This is a genomic window from Ruegeria sp. H8 (assembly GCF_056532905.1).
In genome coordinates this window covers 63,146-80,933 of sequence record NZ_JBQFNY010000006.1, presented here as the reverse complement: position 1 = coordinate 80,933, position 17,788 = coordinate 63,146, and the positions used below count along the sequence as shown (strand labels likewise).

16 protein-coding genes are annotated in these 17,788 nt (G+C 56.4%); 10 read left to right on the top strand and 6 right to left on the bottom strand.

The genetic code is table 11. The features are described from left to right. The first annotated feature begins 110 nt into the window (after positions 1–110). Genes ACR0A2_RS14900 through ACR0A2_RS14875 form a run of 6 tightly spaced genes read left to right on the top strand, consistent with a single transcriptional unit; the run spans position 111 to position 6,628 of the window. Positions 111–1,055 (top strand): cytochrome ubiquinol oxidase subunit II family protein, encoded by a 945-nt coding sequence (locus ACR0A2_RS14900; RefSeq protein WP_254430180.1) that lies wholly within the window; start codon positions 111–113, stop codon positions 1,053–1,055. Beyond that, entirely contained in the window at positions 1,052–3,142 is a 2,091-nt protein-coding gene (locus tag ACR0A2_RS14895; protein ID WP_480835796.1) for a cbb3-type cytochrome c oxidase subunit I, read from the top strand. Before ACR0A2_RS14900 ends, ACR0A2_RS14895 begins: the two co-directional genes overlap by 4 nt. Beyond that, a complete protein-coding gene (locus ACR0A2_RS14890; protein ID WP_480835794.1) occupies positions 3,139–3,771 on the top strand; it encodes a cytochrome c oxidase subunit 3 in 633 nt (210 codons plus the stop codon). The genes ACR0A2_RS14895 and ACR0A2_RS14890 overlap by 4 nt, the downstream gene beginning before the upstream one ends. Continuing rightward, positions 3,764–4,090: a cytochrome o ubiquinol oxidase subunit IV gene (locus ACR0A2_RS14885; protein WP_224856200.1), complete on the top strand. Its 327-nt coding sequence runs from the start codon at positions 3,764–3,766 to the stop codon at positions 4,088–4,090. Before ACR0A2_RS14890 ends, ACR0A2_RS14885 begins: the two co-directional genes overlap by 8 nt. Positions 4,091–4,124: 34 nt before the next feature. Then, entirely contained in the window at positions 4,125–5,108 is a 984-nt protein-coding gene (locus ACR0A2_RS14880) for an HlyD family secretion protein (RefSeq protein ID WP_480835792.1), read from the top strand. Then, the gene (locus ACR0A2_RS14875) at positions 5,105–6,628 is read left to right on the top strand and encodes a DHA2 family efflux MFS transporter permease subunit (protein WP_171331477.1); all 1,524 of its coding nucleotides are present in this window, start codon (positions 5,105–5,107) and stop codon (positions 6,626–6,628) included. The genes ACR0A2_RS14880 and ACR0A2_RS14875 overlap by 4 nt, the downstream gene beginning before the upstream one ends. Here the strand turns inward: ACR0A2_RS14875 and crcB are convergent. After that, a complete protein-coding gene (gene crcB / locus ACR0A2_RS14870) occupies positions 6,625–6,987 on the bottom strand; it encodes a fluoride efflux transporter CrcB (RefSeq protein ID WP_152460498.1) in 363 nt (120 codons plus the stop codon). The genes ACR0A2_RS14875 and crcB overlap by 4 nt on opposite strands. Continuing rightward, positions 6,984–7,352 (bottom strand): fluoride efflux transporter FluC, encoded by a 369-nt coding sequence (locus ACR0A2_RS14865; RefSeq protein ID WP_480835790.1) that lies wholly within the window; start codon positions 7,350–7,352, stop codon positions 6,984–6,986. Before ACR0A2_RS14865 ends, crcB begins: the two co-directional genes overlap by 4 nt. 249 nt (positions 7,353–7,601) lie before the next feature. On the opposite strand from ACR0A2_RS14865, the gene ACR0A2_RS14860 reads away from it, so the two are divergent. Continuing rightward, positions 7,602–9,182 carry an FMN-binding glutamate synthase family protein gene (locus ACR0A2_RS14860; protein WP_480835789.1) on the top strand — a complete coding sequence of 527 codons (1,581 nt, stop codon included), beginning with the start codon at positions 7,602–7,604 and terminating at the stop codon, positions 9,180–9,182. Positions 9,183–9,268: 86 nt separating this feature from the next. On the opposite strand, the gene ACR0A2_RS14855 is transcribed toward ACR0A2_RS14860, so the two are convergent. Genes ACR0A2_RS14855 through ACR0A2_RS14840 form a run of 4 tightly spaced genes read right to left on the bottom strand, consistent with a single transcriptional unit; the run spans position 9,269 to position 13,185 of the window. Next, positions 9,269–9,925 (bottom strand): ABC-type transport auxiliary lipoprotein family protein, encoded by a 657-nt coding sequence (locus ACR0A2_RS14855; RefSeq protein ID WP_171233239.1) that lies wholly within the window; start codon positions 9,923–9,925, stop codon positions 9,269–9,271. After that, positions 9,922–11,238 (bottom strand): MlaD family protein, encoded by a 1,317-nt coding sequence (locus ACR0A2_RS14850; RefSeq protein ID WP_480619192.1) that lies wholly within the window; start codon positions 11,236–11,238, stop codon positions 9,922–9,924. The genes ACR0A2_RS14855 and ACR0A2_RS14850 overlap by 4 nt, the downstream gene beginning before the upstream one ends. A gap of 5 nt (positions 11,239–11,243) precedes the next feature. Then, entirely contained in the window at positions 11,244–12,059 is an 816-nt protein-coding gene (locus ACR0A2_RS14845; RefSeq protein WP_480619194.1) for an ABC transporter ATP-binding protein, read from the bottom strand. Position 12,060: 1 nt separating this feature from the next. After that, positions 12,061–13,185, bottom strand: a complete 1,125-nt coding sequence (locus tag ACR0A2_RS14840; RefSeq protein ID WP_224856179.1) for an ABC transporter permease — start codon at positions 13,183–13,185, stop codon at positions 12,061–12,063. A gap of 261 nt (positions 13,186–13,446) precedes the next feature. Between ACR0A2_RS14840 and ACR0A2_RS14835 the strand changes: the two genes are divergently transcribed. The 3 genes from ACR0A2_RS14835 (at position 13,447) to ACR0A2_RS14825 (ending at position 17,704) form a co-directional block, all read left to right on the top strand. After that, positions 13,447–14,979 carry an alkaline phosphatase family protein gene (locus tag ACR0A2_RS14835; protein WP_480835787.1) on the top strand — a complete coding sequence of 511 codons (1,533 nt, stop codon included), beginning with the start codon at positions 13,447–13,449 and terminating at the stop codon, positions 14,977–14,979. 158 nt (positions 14,980–15,137) lie between these two features. Beyond that, the gene (locus ACR0A2_RS14830; RefSeq protein WP_480835944.1) at positions 15,138–17,003 is read left to right on the top strand and encodes a PAS-domain containing protein; all 1,866 of its coding nucleotides are present in this window, start codon (positions 15,138–15,140) and stop codon (positions 17,001–17,003) included. Next, positions 17,003–17,704 (top strand): response regulator transcription factor, encoded by a 702-nt coding sequence (locus ACR0A2_RS14825; RefSeq protein WP_480835785.1) that lies wholly within the window; start codon positions 17,003–17,005, stop codon positions 17,702–17,704. The genes ACR0A2_RS14830 and ACR0A2_RS14825 overlap by 1 nt, the downstream gene beginning before the upstream one ends. The last annotated feature ends 84 nt before the right edge of the window (positions 17,705–17,788 follow it).

Below are 17,788 nucleotides of genomic sequence, written 5' to 3'. Positions count from 1 at the left end.
GACTTGGGCAATTTGTGGTTTGAAAAACTCTTGAGAAAATTCACGCACTTGTCGATAGTCGAATGATATTTTGTTTGAGGAAAGGGCAGTCAGTTGTGGCACAAGTAAAAATGCCCAATCAAGTCCCTCGGCTCGCGATGGCGTTGATCCTGTTTGTGTCGATGCCGCAAATGGTTGCCGCCAGCGACAGTTTTATGGATCCGCAAGGACCTATTGCCGCCATCCAGAAAACGCATCTGCTGCGGGCGACCGCATTGATCATGGTGGCTGTTATCCCTGTGCTGATACTGGTGCCGTTGATCGCGTTTCGTTATCGCCGCCGAAGGAACAGCCACGCAGCTTACCGACCGGATTGGGATTTTTCCGCGAAACTGGAATTCCTCATGTGGGGTGTGCCCGTTGTGATTGTGGCGCTCCTGTCGTTCTATCTTTGGAAGGCCACCCATCGGCTTGATCCGTACGCGTCGGCGTTTGGTGAAGATCCGGCCTTGCGCGTGCAGGTTGTCGGGCTGGATTGGAAGTGGCTGTTCATCTATCCCGATCTTGGTATCGCCAGTGTGGGCGAGTTCGGCATTCCCACCAAAAGGCAAGTGGCCATGACTCTGACCACCGATACCGTCATGCAATCCTTCATGATCCCTGCGCTGGCAGGCCAGATTTACGCGATGCCGGGAATGACCACGCAACTGCATCTGGTCGCGGACGTCCCCGAGGTCATGCAAGGCGAGAACACGCAGTACAACGGGCGGGGTTTTACCAAACAGAAATTTCGTACCGTTGCCATGCACAGTGATGAATTTGAAAGCTGGGCCCGGGAAGTGCGCGAAATTGGTATCCGACTGGACCCGGAAACGTATCAGATGCTTGCGATGCGGACAGACAGGGATGAGGTGCAGGCGGCGCTGGGCACCGACAAGATGCCAAAGGACGCGCTGTACTTCACGATGGAACAAGATTTGTTTCAAACGATCCTGCACCGCTATCACAGCGGCAAAGCGCTGCCGGTGGATCAACAGCCGGGAACGGCATCCTTCGGGCAGGAGGTGCAGCAATGACGCCGTCCTATTCAGGCTTCCTCGGCCGCCTCGACTGGGATGCGCTTCCGATCACAGGATTGATCCAGAACCCGAACGCGAATGAGATCGTTGCCAACGCCGCCGCCGCAATCGTCTTGGTTGGCGTTTTCGTCGTGGTCGGCCTGCTCAGCTGGTTTCGGTTGTGGACGCCCCTTTGGCGCGATTGGCTGACCAGTGTGGATCACAAGAAGATAGGGATCATGTATGTCGTCTTTGCCATCGTCATGCTGGCGCGCGGCGTGTTGGAAGGCGTTGTCATGCGCGCGCAGCAGGCCGCCGGCCCGGGCGACGGGTTCCTGGAAGCCGAACATTTCGCCGAGCTGTTCAGCACCCATGGCACGATCATGATTTTCTTTGTCGCGGTGCCCTTTGTCTTTGGCATCGCGAACTATGTCGTTCCGCTGATGATCGGGGCGCGCGATGTGGCGTTCCCACGCTTGAACCAGATCAGTCTGGGCCTGACGGTGTCCTCCGGCATGATGCTTATGGTTTCGCTGGTCGTAGGGCGGTTCTCGACCGGTGGCTGGACGGCCTACCCACCGTATACCGGGGCCGCCTTCAATCCGGGCGTTGGGCCGGACTACTGGATCTGGGCGATCGTTGTATCGGGTGTCGGCACGACGCTTACCGGTATCAATTTTGCCGTTACGATCTACAAGATGCGCGCGCCGGGCATGACCTTCATGCGGTTGCCGATGTATTGCTGGACCATCATATGCAGTTCGATCCTGATCGTCTTCGCCATGCCGCCGTTGGGCGTCGCGGCGCTTTTGCTGGCCGCAGACCGCTATTTGGACTTCCACTTTTTCACCAATGATCTCGGCGGCAACATGATGAACTATGCCAATCTGTTCTGGCTGTTCGGCCACCCCGAGGTTTACCTGCTGGTTCTGCCTGCCTACGGCATCTACTCCGAAGTTTTTGCGACTTTTTCGGCCAAGAGGCTCTACGGCTACAACTCGCTGGTCATCGCCACGATGTCGATCGCGGTTCTGTCGTTTACCGTCTGGCTGCACCACTTCTTCACCATGGGGCAGAGCGCCCTGATAAACGCCGTTTTTGGTATCGCAACCATGCTGATCGCCATTCCCACCGGTGTAAAAGTCTATGACTGGATGGCGACTTTGTGGCGGGGGCGCATCCGGTTCTCGGTGCCGATGCTGTACGGATTGGCATTTTTGATGTTGTTCGTGATTGGCGGCCTGAGCGGGGTGATCCTGGCCAATCCGACCGTGGATTATCAGGTGCACAATACATTGTTCCTGGTGGCCCACTTCCACAACGTACTGTTGCCGGGTGTGCTGTTTGGACTGTTGGCCGCCTATAACTACTGGTTTCCAAAGGCTTTCGGCTTTCGCCTGAACGAATTCTGGGGCCGTGTGACCGTCGCCCTCTGGACGATAGGTTTTTTGCTGACCTTCATGCCGCTTTATTTCGTCGGGCTGATGGGGATGCCGCGCCGTTCTTTCAGCTATGATGACCCATCTTTCCATCCCTTCATGATGGTGGCGATCGTCGGGGCGCTGGTGATTACCTGCGCGTTGCTCTCGGTTCTGATCCAACTTTGGGTCAGCATTCGCGACCGCGAAAAGACCCGCGTTCCCGTTGGAGATCCATGGGATGGGCGGACGTTGGAATGGTCTATACCGTCGCCGCCGCCGCCGTACAACTTTGCGATCATCCCAACCGTTACGGACCGGGATGATTTTGCGGCAGCAAAGGAAAAGGGGGCAGCCTACCCAACGCCCGACGCCTATGAAGATATCGATTTGCCGCGCAATACAGGCATTGGCTTCGTTCTGTGTGTCATGAGTGGTATCTGGATGTTCGCGCTGGTCTGGTGGATCTGGTGGTTGGCTGCATTGATGACGGTTCTGATGATCCTGGCGGTGATCATTTGGACGTTCGACGACAGTACCGAGCTGACCATACCTGCGGAAGAAGTGCGCAAGGATCACGAAGCCTGGCTCGCACTGGTTCACGGTGAAAAGGCGGTGGATCGCGATTTCGAGACGTCTCCGGAAAATCGCGGCCTCGCCCGCCCCGATCTGGAGGCGGTGACATGAAGCGCGCGCCCACCCACAGCTATCCGGGTATCAATCTGGGGGAACGTCACGCGAGTGCTCACAAGGCGACCGAGGTCGTCACCTTCGGGTTCTGGGTCTTTTTGATGAGCGACCTGGTCTATTTCGGCCTGATGTTTGCGATTTACATCACGATGATCGATGCACAGGCCGGTGGTCCCGGCCCGCACGAGCTGTTTGATCTCAAAAGCGTCTTTGCGCAGACGCTCATCCTGTTGACAAGCAGCCTGACGGTTGGCCTTGCCATGCTGGCGCTGAAATACAATCTGTCGCGCGCTCGCATTGTCTTGTGGTTTGGCGTCACGCTTTTTCTGGGCATCAGCTTCCTGGTGCTGGAGGTGCGTGATTTCATGGCCATGGCGGAACAAGGTGGCATTCCGCAGCGCAGCGGTTTCTTGTCGGCCTTCTTCGGACTTGTTCCGCTGCATGGTCTGCACGTCGTCGCAGGGTGCCTGTGGCTGATCGTTCTGGGTATTCAGCTGCGCGTGAAAGGGATGACGGACGTCATTATCTCGCGTGTGGTTCGGTTGGCCCTGTTCTGGCATTTTCTGGACCTGATCTGGATCGGGATCATCACCATCGTTTATTTCGGAGGTCTGACCTATGGATAAACGCTCTGAAATGCACCGTCGCGAGCGTCGGCGCTATGTGATCGGATACGGTGGTTCGCTGCTGTTGACTTTTGCGACCTTCGGCGTGGCCCATCTGTTTGGGATCGAAACCCCCGGTGTTTACCTGACAATTGGATTGCTGGGTCTGGCCCAACTTGTTCTGCAACTTGTTTATTTCCTGCACATCGATCGCCGGCGCAGCAGTCGTGAAGACCTGCATCTGGTTCTGTTTTCCACGATGGTTCTGTTGATCATGATTTTTGGAACGGTCTGGGTGCTGGGCAATCTGGCAATACGAATGCACATGCATGTGATGTGATGCTCATGGGTCGTGTGCAGAAAGGGATACGAAAATGAAGCCACTCAAAATCGCAGCCGTGGCTTTGATACTTGCAGCAATTACAGTCGGTCTTGTTCTGTTCTGGAGGCACGAAGAGCGCTACCCGTCCACTCAGGATGCATATCTGGGCGCGAACATCATTTATGTCGCTGCGCAGGTGACAGGGCAGGTGGCCGATGTACATGTGATAGAAAACCAGCCCGTGAAAAACGGCGATCTGCTTTTCACGATCGACGACACTCAATTCAAGGCTTCGGTGGATGCAGCTAAAGCCAATCTGGACAGTGCGATACAACAGGCCAAATCCTATTCCACACAGATTGCGGCGGCAGAGGCTTCGGTGGACAGCGCCCAATCGGCCTACGATACTGCATTGAAGAGTTTTGAACGTGCGAAAGCCCTGTTTGCATCAGGCGATGTCGCACAGGCATCGCTGGATCAGACGGCCTCGGATTTCGCTCAAGCCTCTGCTAGGTTGACGACGAGCCAGTCCAGCCTTTTGGCACTGAAAAGTGGGTTGCAGGCGAAACAGGATGATATCCTGTCTGCGCGTGCACAGCTTGAAATAGCGGAAACCAACCTTGCCTGGACCAAGATCCATGCCGCGGCCGACGGATGGATCGCCAATCTGACCCTTCGCCCCGGATCCTCGGTGTCCGCCAATGCCCCGCAATTTTCGATTGTCGAGTCGTCCGATTGGTGGGTGGACGCGAACTTCAAAGAAACCGCATTGACGCGCATTCGTCCGGGGCAGCCAGTCACGATACTTGTCGATATGCTCCCTGGGACGACGCTTACAGGTAAGGTGGCGTCAATCGGGCGAGGGTCCGGGGACACGTTTTCCTTGTTGCCCTCGGAAAACGCGAGCGGGAATTGGGTCAAGGTCACCCGGCGATTTCCGGTTCGGATCGAGCTTGACCCGACCGATGCGCCCTTGCGTGTCGGAGGCAGCAGCAAAGTTGTCATAGATACAACAGGTCCGGTGGACGGCAAATGACCCCTGCGGCGTCCGGCCATGTGAACATGGTGATCGTGATCGCCGTTGTTCTCAGCGCCATTCTGGAAGTCTTGGACAGTACGATTGTCAATGTGGCGTTGCCGCATATCCAGGCCGCATTCGGGGCGACGACCGATCAGGCGACATGGATTCTGACCAGCTATATCGTTTCCGCGGTGGTCATCATGCCGTTGACAGGGTTCGTCGCCCGACGCGTGGGCCGACGACGGTTGATTCTGACGGCGGTGACTGGTTTTGCCGTCATGTCGATGATGTGCGGCATGTCCTGGAGCCTTGAGGTCATCGTTGCCTTTCGGCTGGCTCAGGGCATGTTCGGCGCTTTCCTGATCCCTTTGTCCCAGTCCATTCTGTTCGATGCCTTCCCGCGGGAAAAGCGCGGACAGGCAATGGCCATTTTCGGTCTGGGCGTCGTGGTAGCGCCGGTACTGGGGCCAACGGTCGGTGCAATCCTGACCGAATATTTTTCCTGGCGGATGGTCTTCTTTGTCAATGTTCCCGTGGCGGCCCTTGCGCTGCTTCTGCTGGCCGGAGAATTGCCGGAGGACAAAACCGAGGAGGTTCAGATCGATTGGAAAGGCCTTGCTCTGCTGGCTCTTGGAATCGGGTGCCTTCAATTCGTTCTGGATCAAGGCGAGACACTGGACTGGATGTCGTCCCGCGTCATCCAGGTGGCCGTGATCGCTGCAATTCTCGGGGCGTTTGGTTTCATTTTTCACGCGTTGACCTCTCGCAATTCGGTTGTGGACCTGCGTCTGTTCGCAGATCGAAACTTTGCCCTGTGCAATCTGATCATCGCGGGTTTTGCCGTGTCTCTGTTCGGGGGCATCGCGATTTTGCCGACGCTTGTTCAAAGCCTGCTGGATTTCCCAGTTATCGCGTCGGGCCATCTGTTCATTCCGCGTGGCCTGACCGCAGGGCTGTCCATGGTTCTGACCGGCGCCGTGCTGGTGAACCGCTTTGATCCGCGCCTGCTGGCGGGCATCGGTCTGTTGCTGACGGCGATCGGGAATTTCATGATGGGTGCCATCAACCTCAATGCCGGTTTTTGGGAGCTCGCGTGGCCGGGGGCCATCAGCGGCCTCGGGATGGGTCTCGTGTTCGTGCCCATGTCGATACTGGCTTTCGAGAGCATCAGTAAAGGCCGGCAGGACGAAGCCTCCGGTCTGTTCAACGTGACAAGGCAATTGGGATCGTCGGTTGGCATCTCGCTGGTCGGCACCTGGGTTGTACGCGGGTTGCAGACCAATACGGCGGTGCTCAGCCAGAATGTGACGCCGTACAACCCCGCAGCCCAGGCGTATCTGAGCCCGCTTGGCCTTGCGCCGGACAGCGCTGAAGGTGCTGTCATTCTGGGCCAAGAAATCATGAAGCAGGCCGAGATGATTTCCTATTTGACCGTATTCAACAATCTGGGTCTGCTTGCCTTAGCGACAATTCCATTGCTTTTCTTTTGTCGCGCTCCGAAGCCCGGGTCACATGTTGCTGCTCATGTGCATTAGCGCGTCAAGGTCAGCCCAAGCCACAGGGCGAACCAGCACAGCGCCAGGCTGATCAGGATATTGCCAGCTGCCAGAACCAGAGTGCGCTCGCGCCGAAGTTCAAGAGATTGATAGGCAAAGCTGGAAAACGTGGTGAACCCGCCGCAGAATCCAAAGACCAGCCGTCTTTGATCCTCGGGGATGTCGACAGGGCCGCCCAGATAGCCGATCCAGATCCCCAGCAGCAGGCTGCCCAATACATTGACGATCAACGTCGAAAAGGGCAAATCGTGCCGCACTTTCAAAGCCAGCCAATGACGTAGGACCGCCCCCAGGCCTCCGCCCAGTCCGAACATCGCATGAAGATAGAGGTCATTCATGACGGTGGCCTCTCGGAATGAAAATGGTTGCCCAGTTTCTCTCCGACCAGCGCAGCGCCAATGCCGAAAGCGATTTCCAACCCGACGGCAAGCGGCACGGCCCAAAGATCACTTTCGGCAATACGTTCCAGATCAGCTACGAAAGACGAAAAGGTGGACAACCCACCACAAAACCCGACCGCGCCCAGATGCAGCACATGCGCGTGCACCTTGTGACGTATTGAATACAGCCACCCCAAGACGAAACAGGCCGCCACGTTGATGCCCAAGGTCGACGTGAGGAAACTGAGGCCGGGGATTTCCAGCGCGAAAACTTCGCGCAACAACGATCCCAGCGCCCCTCCGGCAAAGACGGCGAGAAACATAAGGCTCTTTCGGTCGCGCCGGTGTTGGGAATGCGTCTTTGTCAAGTGAATGCCTGTCGCCTTCTGGTATACGTGGCATATCCACTGGCGACACCCTGTTCAACTGTTGAGCCACCGTAACGCACTTTCACGTTTTCGTCTTTGGGCGGATAAATTCCCTCGAAAGCTTGCAATTAAAAATCAATCTGTTTCACGTTGAGTGCTGTTGGAACGCGCAACTGCCGGTCGGAAACACGAGGAGACAGGAACATGATTGTACGCAGGATCTACTATTTTCTGAGCTATGTCTGCCTGCCGCTCGTGTTGCTGTTGGGGTTCTTCTGGCCGCCCGTACATTGGCTTTTGGTCATCTTGGTGCCCTACGCGGTCATCGGCCTTTATGATGTTTTGACTACCAAGCACAATGTTCTGAACAACTATCCGGTTCTGGGGCATTTCCGGTACATGCTTGAATTCGTCAGCCCGGAAATTCGACAGTATTTCGTTGAAACCAACGAAAGCGGCCGACCTTACAACCGGATCGTACGCGGGCTGGTCTATTCCCGCGCCAAGGGCCAGATGGATACGCAGGCCTTCGGAACGCAATACGACATAAACGAGGTTGGATATCACCGCGCAAATCATTCGCTTGCGCCCAAACATGTGGACAAAAGCGAAGATCGCGTCATGTTGGGCGGGCCACAATGCACGAAGCCGTACAGCGCCTCGCGTCTCAATGTTTCTGCCATGAGCTTCGGCGCGCTGAGCGCCAACGCCATCCGCGCGCTGAACGGCGGGGCAAAGGACGGAGGCTTTGCCCACAATACCGGTGAAGGCGGGTTGTCTCCTCACCATCTGGTCGAAGGCGGCGACATCATCTGGCAGATTGGGACGGGCTATTTTGGATGTCGAACGCCGGAAGGCGGGTTTGACAAGGACAAGTTTGCCGAAAGGGCCACAAAGGATGTGGTCAAGGCAATCGAAATCAAATTGTCCCAAGGTGCCAAACCTGCGCATGGGGGCGTTCTTCCCGCTGCCAAGGTCGATGCCGAAATTGCCGAAATCCGCGGGGTGCCCGAGCATCAGGATGTGATTTCCCCCCCAACTCACAGTGCCTTTGAAGGGCCTTCGGGGTTGATGCATTTTGTTCAGCATCTGCGCGAAATGTCCGGCGGCAAACCTGTCGGCTTCAAATTGTGTATTGGCAACCCGTCCGAGTTCATGTCGATCTGCAAGGCCATGCTCGAGACAGGGATTTTGCCGGACTTCATCACCATCGATGGATCAGAAGGGGGTACAGGCGCGGCGCCGGTCGAGTTCACCAACCGTCTGGGCATGCCCCTGAACGAGGCGCTGATTTTTGCAAACAATTGCCTGCGTGGCGTTGGGCTGCGCGACAAGATCCGGATCATTTGTGCGGGCAAAGTGGCGACCGGATACGACATGGTCGAGAAATTCGCGCTTGGTGCGGATATGTGCAATGCGGCACGGGCGATGATGTTTGCGGTGGGCTGCATTCAGGCCTTGCATTGCAACACCAACCGTTGTCCGTCCGGGGTCGCCACCCAGGATCCAGTTCGCGGGCGGGCGGTGAACATCCCGCAAAAGCGGCGGCGCGTTCACCGGTATCACGACGCAACACTGGAAAGTTTCCGCGAACTCTTGGGTGCGATGGGAAAGGAAAAAGTGTCCGAGCTGCATCCGCGCGACATTTTGCGGCGCACGGCGGACGAGCATGAGCGCACCTATGGCGAGCTTTACACCTATCTGGAGGATGGTGCGCTGCTGGCAGATGTGGTTCCCGAGGAATTCGCGGCGGATTGGGAACGCGCTTCGGCATCTCGTTTCTGAGACCCGATCCGTTACTAGCAACCGTTCACCCAGAACAGGCGTGGGCGAACTGCGCCCGCGCTCACCGTTTGGACATGTGGATTAACTCAACTGGGGTTCGATCTGGGATTGTTGGCCACATGCGAGTTGATCCTGCGAATGCTCCATTCAACGGAATCCCGCATCGCGCGCCCCAAGGCCAAATCAAATGCTTTGATCAGATCTGATGTCTGGTCGCTTGCGGCAACGACATTTTCCTGAAACGAATTCGAAGCGATGATCTTGTCGTCGTATTCATCGATGACCTTGATGTTCATGCGCACTTCGATACGGATTTTGTCTCCGTTCTCGGGATCCGCGACAACGATGCCCTGAAACTCGCGCAGGTCCGGTGCAATCACGTAATCAGCGCGCAATCCAACCGTTGACCGTCCGACGGCAGCGACTTTGCCAGAGTTCTCAAAGCTTTCGATCAACAGCGTCTGAACGATCAGGGGTGCGCGATCCACCCATCGCGCCCGTGGCAAATACTGAACCTGAAACGGGGTGGGCTGAATGGCGATCTGATCCGTGTTCACTGCGGCGGTTGCCGTTGGTTCTTCAACAACGATCTGTTTCTGTATTCGCGGCAGCGCCGACGAAAACGTGCTTTTGGGTGTCAACAGATATAAATCGTTGGGTTTCGCGGCTTGTTTCAAAGTGCCCAACCCGGCACATCCACCGACCAATGCAAACGTCAGAATTGCAATTGCAGGCTTGATCATTGACGGAACTCCGATGCTTGGGTGCCCAGCAGAAACCGCGCAGGATCACGTTCGACCTTGTCCACCAGACGGTCGAGGCTGATTACCAGGCGTTGGGATTCTTCGACGAAGCGGATAAATTGCGGCAGACCCACGCGCAGGAAGTCTGACACCTGCCGGCGGTTGGTCTGCACGATGCCGTCAATTGTCCCCAACAGCTCTGAGGCAGAGTTCGACGCGCTCAGGACATCGTCTGAAATCTGATCGATCTTACCGGTGATGTTCGAGACTGTTTCGGTGACCTGGTTGGCCGCCTTCCGGATATCTTCCGCAACGGGCGCCACGTCTTCTTTCATGACGCGGTTGGCTGATTCAAAGGCCGTTTCCGCCGAAGACAGCGCACCTTTGGCCGTGTCCATTGCAGATGTGATCGAACCAAGTGTCGTGTTGGCGTTCAACACGGTCTCGTTCACGATCCCCAAAGTGACGCTGCCTTCATCCGACAAGAGGGTCAACCGTTCGGCCAGTTGCGACCCGCGTTCGATGAAAGGTCGAACGTCTTGCTGCAAAATGCGGTCTGCCGTTTCGATCGTCGTTTTCACTTCGTCCAGCGCAGCCCTGGCTGACTCGGACGCGGACTTGACCGAATTGAGCGTGTCCGTGCCGGTCTTGAGGGTCGTATCCGCCGTTTCGATCAAAGGGTCCAGACGTTTTGAAAATTCACCAATATCCTTGGCTGCACTGCCAATGTCGCTGGCCACGGATTCAAAGCTTGTCAATGTTTTGTCCAGCCGGCCGGTTGCCGAGGCAAGGTTGTCCAGAATGCTGCTCACGGCTTGCCGGTTCTTGTCGTCGACGACCTTGTTCAGGCTTTCCAGAAGTGTAACGGCCTCGTCCAGCACTTTTGGTGCGCCTTCAAACAATGACTGGATGGTGCTGCGCTTGCTTTTGATCACGCTGTCTTGCGGCAGCCTTTTGGCAGTCGGTGACCCGCCGGTAAGTTCAACGTAACCGACGCCGGTGACACCCAGCGATTGAAGCTGGGCGATCGTTTCTTCGGTGATCGGAATATCTGCATCCACTTCTATTCGCACGCGAACCTTGGAGGGATCGTCCTCGTCCAGGTTCAGAGAGATCACCTGCCCAACAGGAAGGCCGTTGAAATTCACCCCGCCCGCCGCCGAAAGCCCCGAGACGTTATCGAACAATACATCGAAATAAGCGTATTGGCGGGTCACTTCGAATTTCGCCAACCACAGGAAAAAGCCGAAAACGCCCAACAGCCCCGCAAGGGTGAACGCGCCGATCAGGATGTAATTTGCTCTGGTTTCCATCGCCTTTACCTGTCCTGACCCTTCTGTTGCGCCGCGCGGGCGCGGGGGCCTGTGAAATATTCCTGCACCCAAGGATGATCCACTTTGGTCATATCCTCAATCGGACCTTCAACCAGCACGCGTTTTTCTGCAAGCACTGCAATTCGGTCACAGATGGCGTAAAGGCTGTCCAGATCATGGGTGACCATGAAAACAGTCAACCCAAGTGCCTGCTGCAATTCGCCGATCAGTTCATCATATGCAGCCGCGCCAATCGGGTCCAATCCGGCGGTCGGCTCATCCAGAAAAACGATTTCGGGATCAAGCGCCAGCGCCCGTGCCAGGGCGGCGCGCTTTCGCATGCCGCCCGACAGTTCCGATGGAAACTTGCCGCAACTCAGCTGGGGCAGACCCACAAGGCTGATCTTCAACGCCCCCAGCGATTCCATCAGTTTTTCACTGATGCCCGTATGTTCTCGAAGTGGGGCCATCACGTTTTGCAATACGGTCAGCGATGAAAACAGCGCGCCGTCCTGAAAGGCCACGCCCCAGTGGCGTTCGATCCTGCGGCGATCTTCTTCAGGGCCGTTTAAGACATCCACGCCCAGCACTTCGATACTGCCGGCGGCTGGTTTGTTCAGACCCACAATCGTACGAAGCAAAACGGATTTTCCGGTTCCGGACCCGCCAACGATGCCCAGAACCTCGCCGCGCCAGACATCAAGGTTCAGATCGTCATGAACCACTTGGGTTCCGAATTGGTTCCTGAGACCGCGAACGCGGATCACGGCGTCACGCTGCGCTGCGGTCTGTTCCGTTTCGTGTTGCGTGCCATCATTCATGTCAGATTCCGATTTCGGAAAAGAAAATCGAAAACAATGCGTCGATTGCAATCACCATGAAAATGGATTGCACAACCGATGCGGTTGTACGCTGCCCCACGCTCTGGGCCGACCCTTTGACCTGCAAGGCCTGCCAGCATGCGATGACCCCGATGACCAGCGCAAAGAACGGTGCCTTGATCAGCCCAACCGCAAGTTGCCAGACATCGGTGTTTTCCTTCAAACGGGTGACAAACATGCCAGGGCTTACGCCCAGATCAATCCAGCTCATCAGGGCGCCGCCGAACAGGCCGGCCATATCTGCGACAAAGCCAAGAATGGGCAGCATGATCAGCAACGCCAAAACACGTGGAATGACAAGAACCTCGATCGGGTCAAGGCCCAGCGTCCGCATGGCGTCGATCTCTTCCTGTACTTTCATCGAACCGATCGAGGCCGTGAATGCCGAACCCGAGCGGCCGGCAACAATAATCGCGGTCAGCAAAATTCCCAGCTCTCGCAGAACCGAGATCGAAATCAGTTCGACCACAAAGATCTCGGCCCCGAACTGTTTCAATTGTGTCGCACCCTGAAAGGCCAGCACGACACCGATCAGAAAACCCATCAGGGCCACGATGGGAAGGGCTTTGACCCCGGTTTCCTCCATATGAGTGACAAGGGCCGCTTTGCGCAGACGCCACGGCATGACCAGGGTCCGAAACAAGCGGTGCAGGGTAAGGCCCAGAAATTCGAGGATCGACAGGGTATCCTTCCAGGCACCGAATGTGCCCTGACCCACATGAGCGACCCAATCCAGAAAACCGCGAGGGTCCTCAAGCTTGCCGGGTTTGTCCGGGATGCTGCGTGTCACCGTGTCTATCAGTGTCGCATGTGCGGGTTTCACGCCTTGAAACTCCAGCGTGGCACCGTTTGACGTGAACCTCCGGCCTAGGTCCGCAACCAGCCAGGCTCCGCCCGTATCCAGTGCTTCGATACCGGACAGGTCAAAAACGACCTTGCCCCCGCAAGGTTGGACCGCAGCAAAATCACGCTCCACGGTTTGCAGGGATTGTGTGAGCAACTCACCAGAAATGCGCACTTGATTGCCGCTGGCGTCGCGCTCTGATGTGATCGTTGGCTGCGTCATGGTGCCATGTGAAGTAAAACATTCAATGCCTGCAATGACTTTGTGCCCTTTGACCCGGTTTTTGCCGCAAAGGATGGCCTTGGCGTCACGCCGTACCATGAGCAGTAGCAAGCATAACTGGAGACTTGGGCGTTACTTTTCGCGGCTCAAGTCAGGCAGGAAAAGAAAACGCAGGGCTGTTCGACTAATCGGTTGCGCGAAAAACGGAAGCGGGACACATTCCGCTGCGGAACCCTGGGTGCGGAATTCGGAGAAGTCGGTATGCATCACGCCAAGAACGTTCTGTTCATCATCATCGATCAATTGAGAGCAGATTGCCTCAACGGCGCTCTGGCCGAGCACGTGCAGCTACCGAACCTGCGGGCTTTCATGGACGAGGCGGTAAGTTTTACGCGCCACTTCTCTGTCACCAATCCCTGTGGGCCATCCCGCGCATCGATTTTGACCGGCCAATACGCGATGAACCACCGTTCCGTGCGAAATGGTACCCCACTGCGTCATGATACGCCGAACATCGCCACGGAAATGCGAAAGGCGGGTTATATGCCGATGCTGTTCGGGTACACCGATACGTCTGCCGATCCCCGGGTCCATGATCCCAACGACCCCGTGCTCAAATCTTACGAACAATCGATGAACGGGTTCCTTGAAGTTGTCGAAATGCGCCTGGAAGAGTCATACCCTTGGCGATCATATTTGATGAAAAATGGTTATACGTTCGATACATATTGGGATGTCTACAAACCTGTCTCACCGGATGGTCAGACGCCCAAGCTGAACGACCCGGTCATGTATCGGGCAGAACACAGCGACACAGCCTTCCTGACCGATGCGTTTCTGGACGGGATTGCACCTCATCAAGGCAAGGGATGGTTTGCTCATCTGACTTACATCCGTCCACATCCTCCTTTGGTTGCGCCTGCCCCGTATAACGACATGTACGATCCGGCGGAAATCCCTCTGCCGAAACGCCTGCCGAGCGAAGCCGCTGAGAAGGCGCTGCATCCGTTTTTCGGGCCAAAGCTGGACGCCTACACGGCAGAAAAGTTTGTTCATGGCTTTGCTGACGTTGAGCCAACGGATGAAAACATTCGCACTTTGCGTGCCGTTTATCTGGGATTGGCGACCGAGGTCGATCACCATATCGGGCGCGTTGTTCAGTATCTCAAGGATAGCGGGCAATACGACGATACCATGCTGGTCATTACGGCTGATCATGGCGAAATGTTGGGCGACAGGTACAGCTGGGGCAAAATGACTGTGTACGACGCTGCCTATCACACACCGTTGATGATACGCCTTCCGGGGAACGAGGCCATGGCCGGCGCGAAAGTGACCGTTCCTACCGAGTCGATTGATGTCACGCCGACTATCCTTGATTGGATTGGGCAGACTGTCCCAAACGCCATGGATGGCAGGTCTTTGCTGCCCTTGTTGCACGGCGACGTTCCCGATGACTGGCGCAGCTATTCCTTCAGCGAGCTGGATTTCTCGGAACCCGAAGAACCGACCCTCTGGCAACGGCGGTTGGGAACGGGCAACAGTGATTCCTGTCTGGGAATATTGCGGGACGAACGATTCACGTTGATCGAATTTGCAGCTGACCTGCCGCCGATCCTGTTTGATCACCAGGGACAGGGAGAATTCGAAAACCTTGCGGAAAACCCCGCGTTTGCGGCTGATCTTGCCCGGTTGGGCAGACAGATGCTGCGCCATCGGATGCGAAACATGGATCATACCTTGTCGTTGCACTCCATCACGTCCGAAGGCGCGAAGTCCCGTTCCAGATATTAGGATCACGGCACGCTTTCGCGCTCTTTTCAGTTGGATCAGGCAAGTTGCATGAGACGTTTTGTCGTTCATCAATTCCACTACCGGCGCATCAATTCTGATGGTACCCATGGGGCGTGGAGAAGACGAACCTGGACATCACCGAACAGCGCATAAAGGCGATGACGACTGCCGGACTGAATCTCATCGGTCAGGCACTTTCGATCTATGACAGCAACCTGAAACTGGTGCTCAGCAATCGTCGGTTCAAGGAAATGTTCGACCTGCCGGACGAGCTGGTCGAGCGCGGAGCCTTGTTTCGGGATACCATCCATTTTCTCGCCAGCCGTGGCGAATACGGTGACGAAGAAAGTGTGGAAGAAATGGTGAACCTGCGGGTCGAGCAGGCCTTGGCTTTCGAGCCTCATTACATGGAACGCGTAAGGCCCAACGGGCAGGTTATCTCGATAGAAGGCGCGCCGTTGCCACAGGGCGGATGGGTTGCGGTCTACACTGACATTACCGGCACCCGGCGTGCCGAAAACCTGCTGCGGGCGCGATCAGAAGAGCTGTCGGAACAATTGCTCGGCCACGCCGAAGAACTGTCTGCAACCAACCGAAAGCTTGCGGCCACGATCAAGGCATTGGAAGAGGCCAAACGCGAGCTGACCGAAATCGAAGCCCGCACACGCATGATGACCGAAATGATGCCGGCTCATATCGCGCATTTGGACAGCACTGGTCGATATGACTACTCCAACCGCCGTTTGAGCGCGGTCCTGCCCGGACGTCCGTCCGAGATTCTTGGGCTTCACATATCCGAAGCGCTTGGTGCCGCCGCGTATCGGCGGGTCGAAACGCATCTGGCAAAAGCCTATGACGGAGAAACCTCCGTATTCGAGTTCAACGAGGATCAGGATTCCCGCCGCATCCGCGTTTCATTCACGCCGGATGACGCCGGTGGCGTCTATGTAATGTCGGTTGATATCACCGAAGAAACGCAGGCGCGCGTCGTTTTACAGCAAACGCGCCGCCGGGCTATGGCCGCCCAGATGACCAATGGATTGGCGCATGACTTCTCCAACTTGCTGACGATCATCCTTGGGATGCAGTCCAAACTGAACAAGATGGACCTGTCGGATGAAGCACATGAGCTGGTTGCCGCGACACAGCAAACGGCGCGTCGGGGTGGGCAGTTGCTGAACCGGATTGCGGACATGACCGGGAACCGAACGCCACAACCTCAGGCCACGGACATGAAGGCGCTGTTGGAAGACCTGAGAATATTGGCCTCGCCTTCCTTGCCGCGCGGCGTCGGTTTGTCGGTGGTCAACACTTTGCCGGACCGGGCTTTGATGTTGGACCCGGGAATGGTGCAGGATGCGTTGCTGAACCTGGTGCTGAATGCGCGGGATGCCTGCGGCAGTTCGGGCCAGATTACAATCAGCGCGCATACCATCGGAGAAATCTGGGTTGAAATCACCGTATCGGACACTGGCCCGGGCTTTACACCAGAGGCGCTGGAAAAGGCGCTGAACCCGTTCTTTACCACCAAGGGAAGCGACGGGTCGGGGCTTGGACTGCCCATGGTGTATGACACTGTCAAGCTGGCCGGGGGCGATCTGAACCTCAAGAACACGCCATCAGGCGCATCCGTCGTTTTGCGGTTGCCCTATCGGCCAGCTCCGCCCGTGCAAGACGGTCTGGTACTTCTGGTCGAAGACAGCGAAGATTTGCGGGGGCAGTTTCGGGATATGCTGGTAGAGCTGGGCATCGCCGTCATCGAGGCCAATTCGGTAGATGAGGCACTGGCGTTGATAAACAGCGTTGAAGACATTTCTCTTGTCCTGTCCGATATCCGTCTCGAAGGAAGTGGTACAGGTCTGGATATTTTGCGGCAGGTGAAGCCGGGATTGCCATGTATCCTTATGACATCGCTGCCCAGTTCGGACCCGTTGTACCAGCGCGCCCTTGCCTTGGCCCCGGTGTTGCGTAAACCGTTTTCGCAGGCTCAATTGTCAGCCCTGATCCAAACCGAGGCCGCCTGATGACGCAACCGCTGGTTACCATCCTCGACGACGAACCCGAAATCCGGCGCATCCTGACGGACGCTCTTGAGGATGCCGGTTTCCGTACGCAGAGTTTTTCCCGTGCGCGAGAGTTCGAGGCTGCGCTCAATCGTGTGACGCCCGATGTCTGTCTGGTCGACCTGTCATTGCCGGATACGGATGGGCTGGCATTGGTTCATCGTCTGGCGTTGGAACAAGGCGCGGCCGTGATCATCATTTCGGGGCGCGCGCAGGTGCAGGACCGTGTTACGGGGCTGGAACTTGGGGCAGACGATTATATTACAAAACCGTTTGACCCTGCGGAAGTCGTGGCGCGGATCAGGGCAAGATTGAGAACACCTCGCACTCAGACCTCTCATTCGGACACGGCGGAATTCAACGGCTGGACCGCACATTTTGATCGATACGTCCTTGAAAGTGAATCAGGTGACGAAACGCCGTTCAGCCATGCAGAGGGGGAAGTCCTGCGGCTGTTTCTGGAAAGCCCCAAGCGGCTGATCAGCAGGGGGCAAATGCAGGAGTCCCTGGGCGGCGCAGCCGGAGACAGTTTTGACAGGGCGATGGATGTTCGGATTTCCAGACTGCGTACCAAGCTGCGAGAGGATCCCAAGAACCCGCGGTTGATCAAGACGATCTACGGGGCGGGGTATATATTCTTGGGTGATGTCGGTTGGAAGTAGACGCAGATCCAACCGGCCGAGACTTGGTCAGATGAGTTGTTTTCCATGTCTGTTTGACCCTTTCAAGCCTTCCGTGCTGAAGCT

Coding starts and splice junctions, on each gene's coding strand:
- ACR0A2_RS14900 (WP_254430180.1), top strand. CDS start 111: ATGCCCAATCAAGTCCCTCGGCTCGCGATGGCGTTGATCCTGTTTGTG.
- ACR0A2_RS14895 (WP_480835796.1), top strand. CDS start 1,052: ATGACGCCGTCCTATTCAGGCTTCCTCGGCCGCCTCGACTGGGATGCG.
- ACR0A2_RS14890 (WP_480835794.1), top strand. CDS start 3,139: ATGAAGCGCGCGCCCACCCACAGCTATCCGGGTATCAATCTGGGGGAA.
- ACR0A2_RS14885 (WP_224856200.1), top strand. CDS start 3,764: ATGGATAAACGCTCTGAAATGCACCGTCGCGAGCGTCGGCGCTATGTG.
- ACR0A2_RS14880 (WP_480835792.1), top strand. CDS start 4,125: ATGAAGCCACTCAAAATCGCAGCCGTGGCTTTGATACTTGCAGCAATT.
- ACR0A2_RS14875 (WP_171331477.1), top strand. CDS start 5,105: ATGACCCCTGCGGCGTCCGGCCATGTGAACATGGTGATCGTGATCGCC.
- crcB (WP_152460498.1), bottom strand. CDS start 6,987: ATGAATGACCTCTATCTTCATGCGATGTTCGGACTGGGCGGAGGCCTG.
- ACR0A2_RS14865 (WP_480835790.1), bottom strand. CDS start 7,352: ATGTTTCTCGCCGTCTTTGCCGGAGGGGCGCTGGGATCGTTGTTGCGC.
- ACR0A2_RS14860 (WP_480835789.1), top strand. CDS start 7,602: ATGATTGTACGCAGGATCTACTATTTTCTGAGCTATGTCTGCCTGCCG.
- ACR0A2_RS14855 (WP_171233239.1), bottom strand. CDS start 9,925: ATGATCAAGCCTGCAATTGCAATTCTGACGTTTGCATTGGTCGGTGGA.
- ACR0A2_RS14850 (WP_480619192.1), bottom strand. CDS start 11,238: ATGGAAACCAGAGCAAATTACATCCTGATCGGCGCGTTCACCCTTGCG.
- ACR0A2_RS14845 (WP_480619194.1), bottom strand. CDS start 12,059: ATGAATGATGGCACGCAACACGAAACGGAACAGACCGCAGCGCAGCGT.
- ACR0A2_RS14840 (WP_224856179.1), bottom strand. CDS start 13,185: ATGACGCAGCCAACGATCACATCAGAGCGCGACGCCAGCGGCAATCAA.
- ACR0A2_RS14835 (WP_480835787.1), top strand. CDS start 13,447: ATGCATCACGCCAAGAACGTTCTGTTCATCATCATCGATCAATTGAGA.
- ACR0A2_RS14830 (WP_480835944.1), top strand. CDS start 15,138: ATGACGACTGCCGGACTGAATCTCATCGGTCAGGCACTTTCGATCTAT.
- ACR0A2_RS14825 (WP_480835785.1), top strand. CDS start 17,003: ATGACGCAACCGCTGGTTACCATCCTCGACGACGAACCCGAAATCCGG.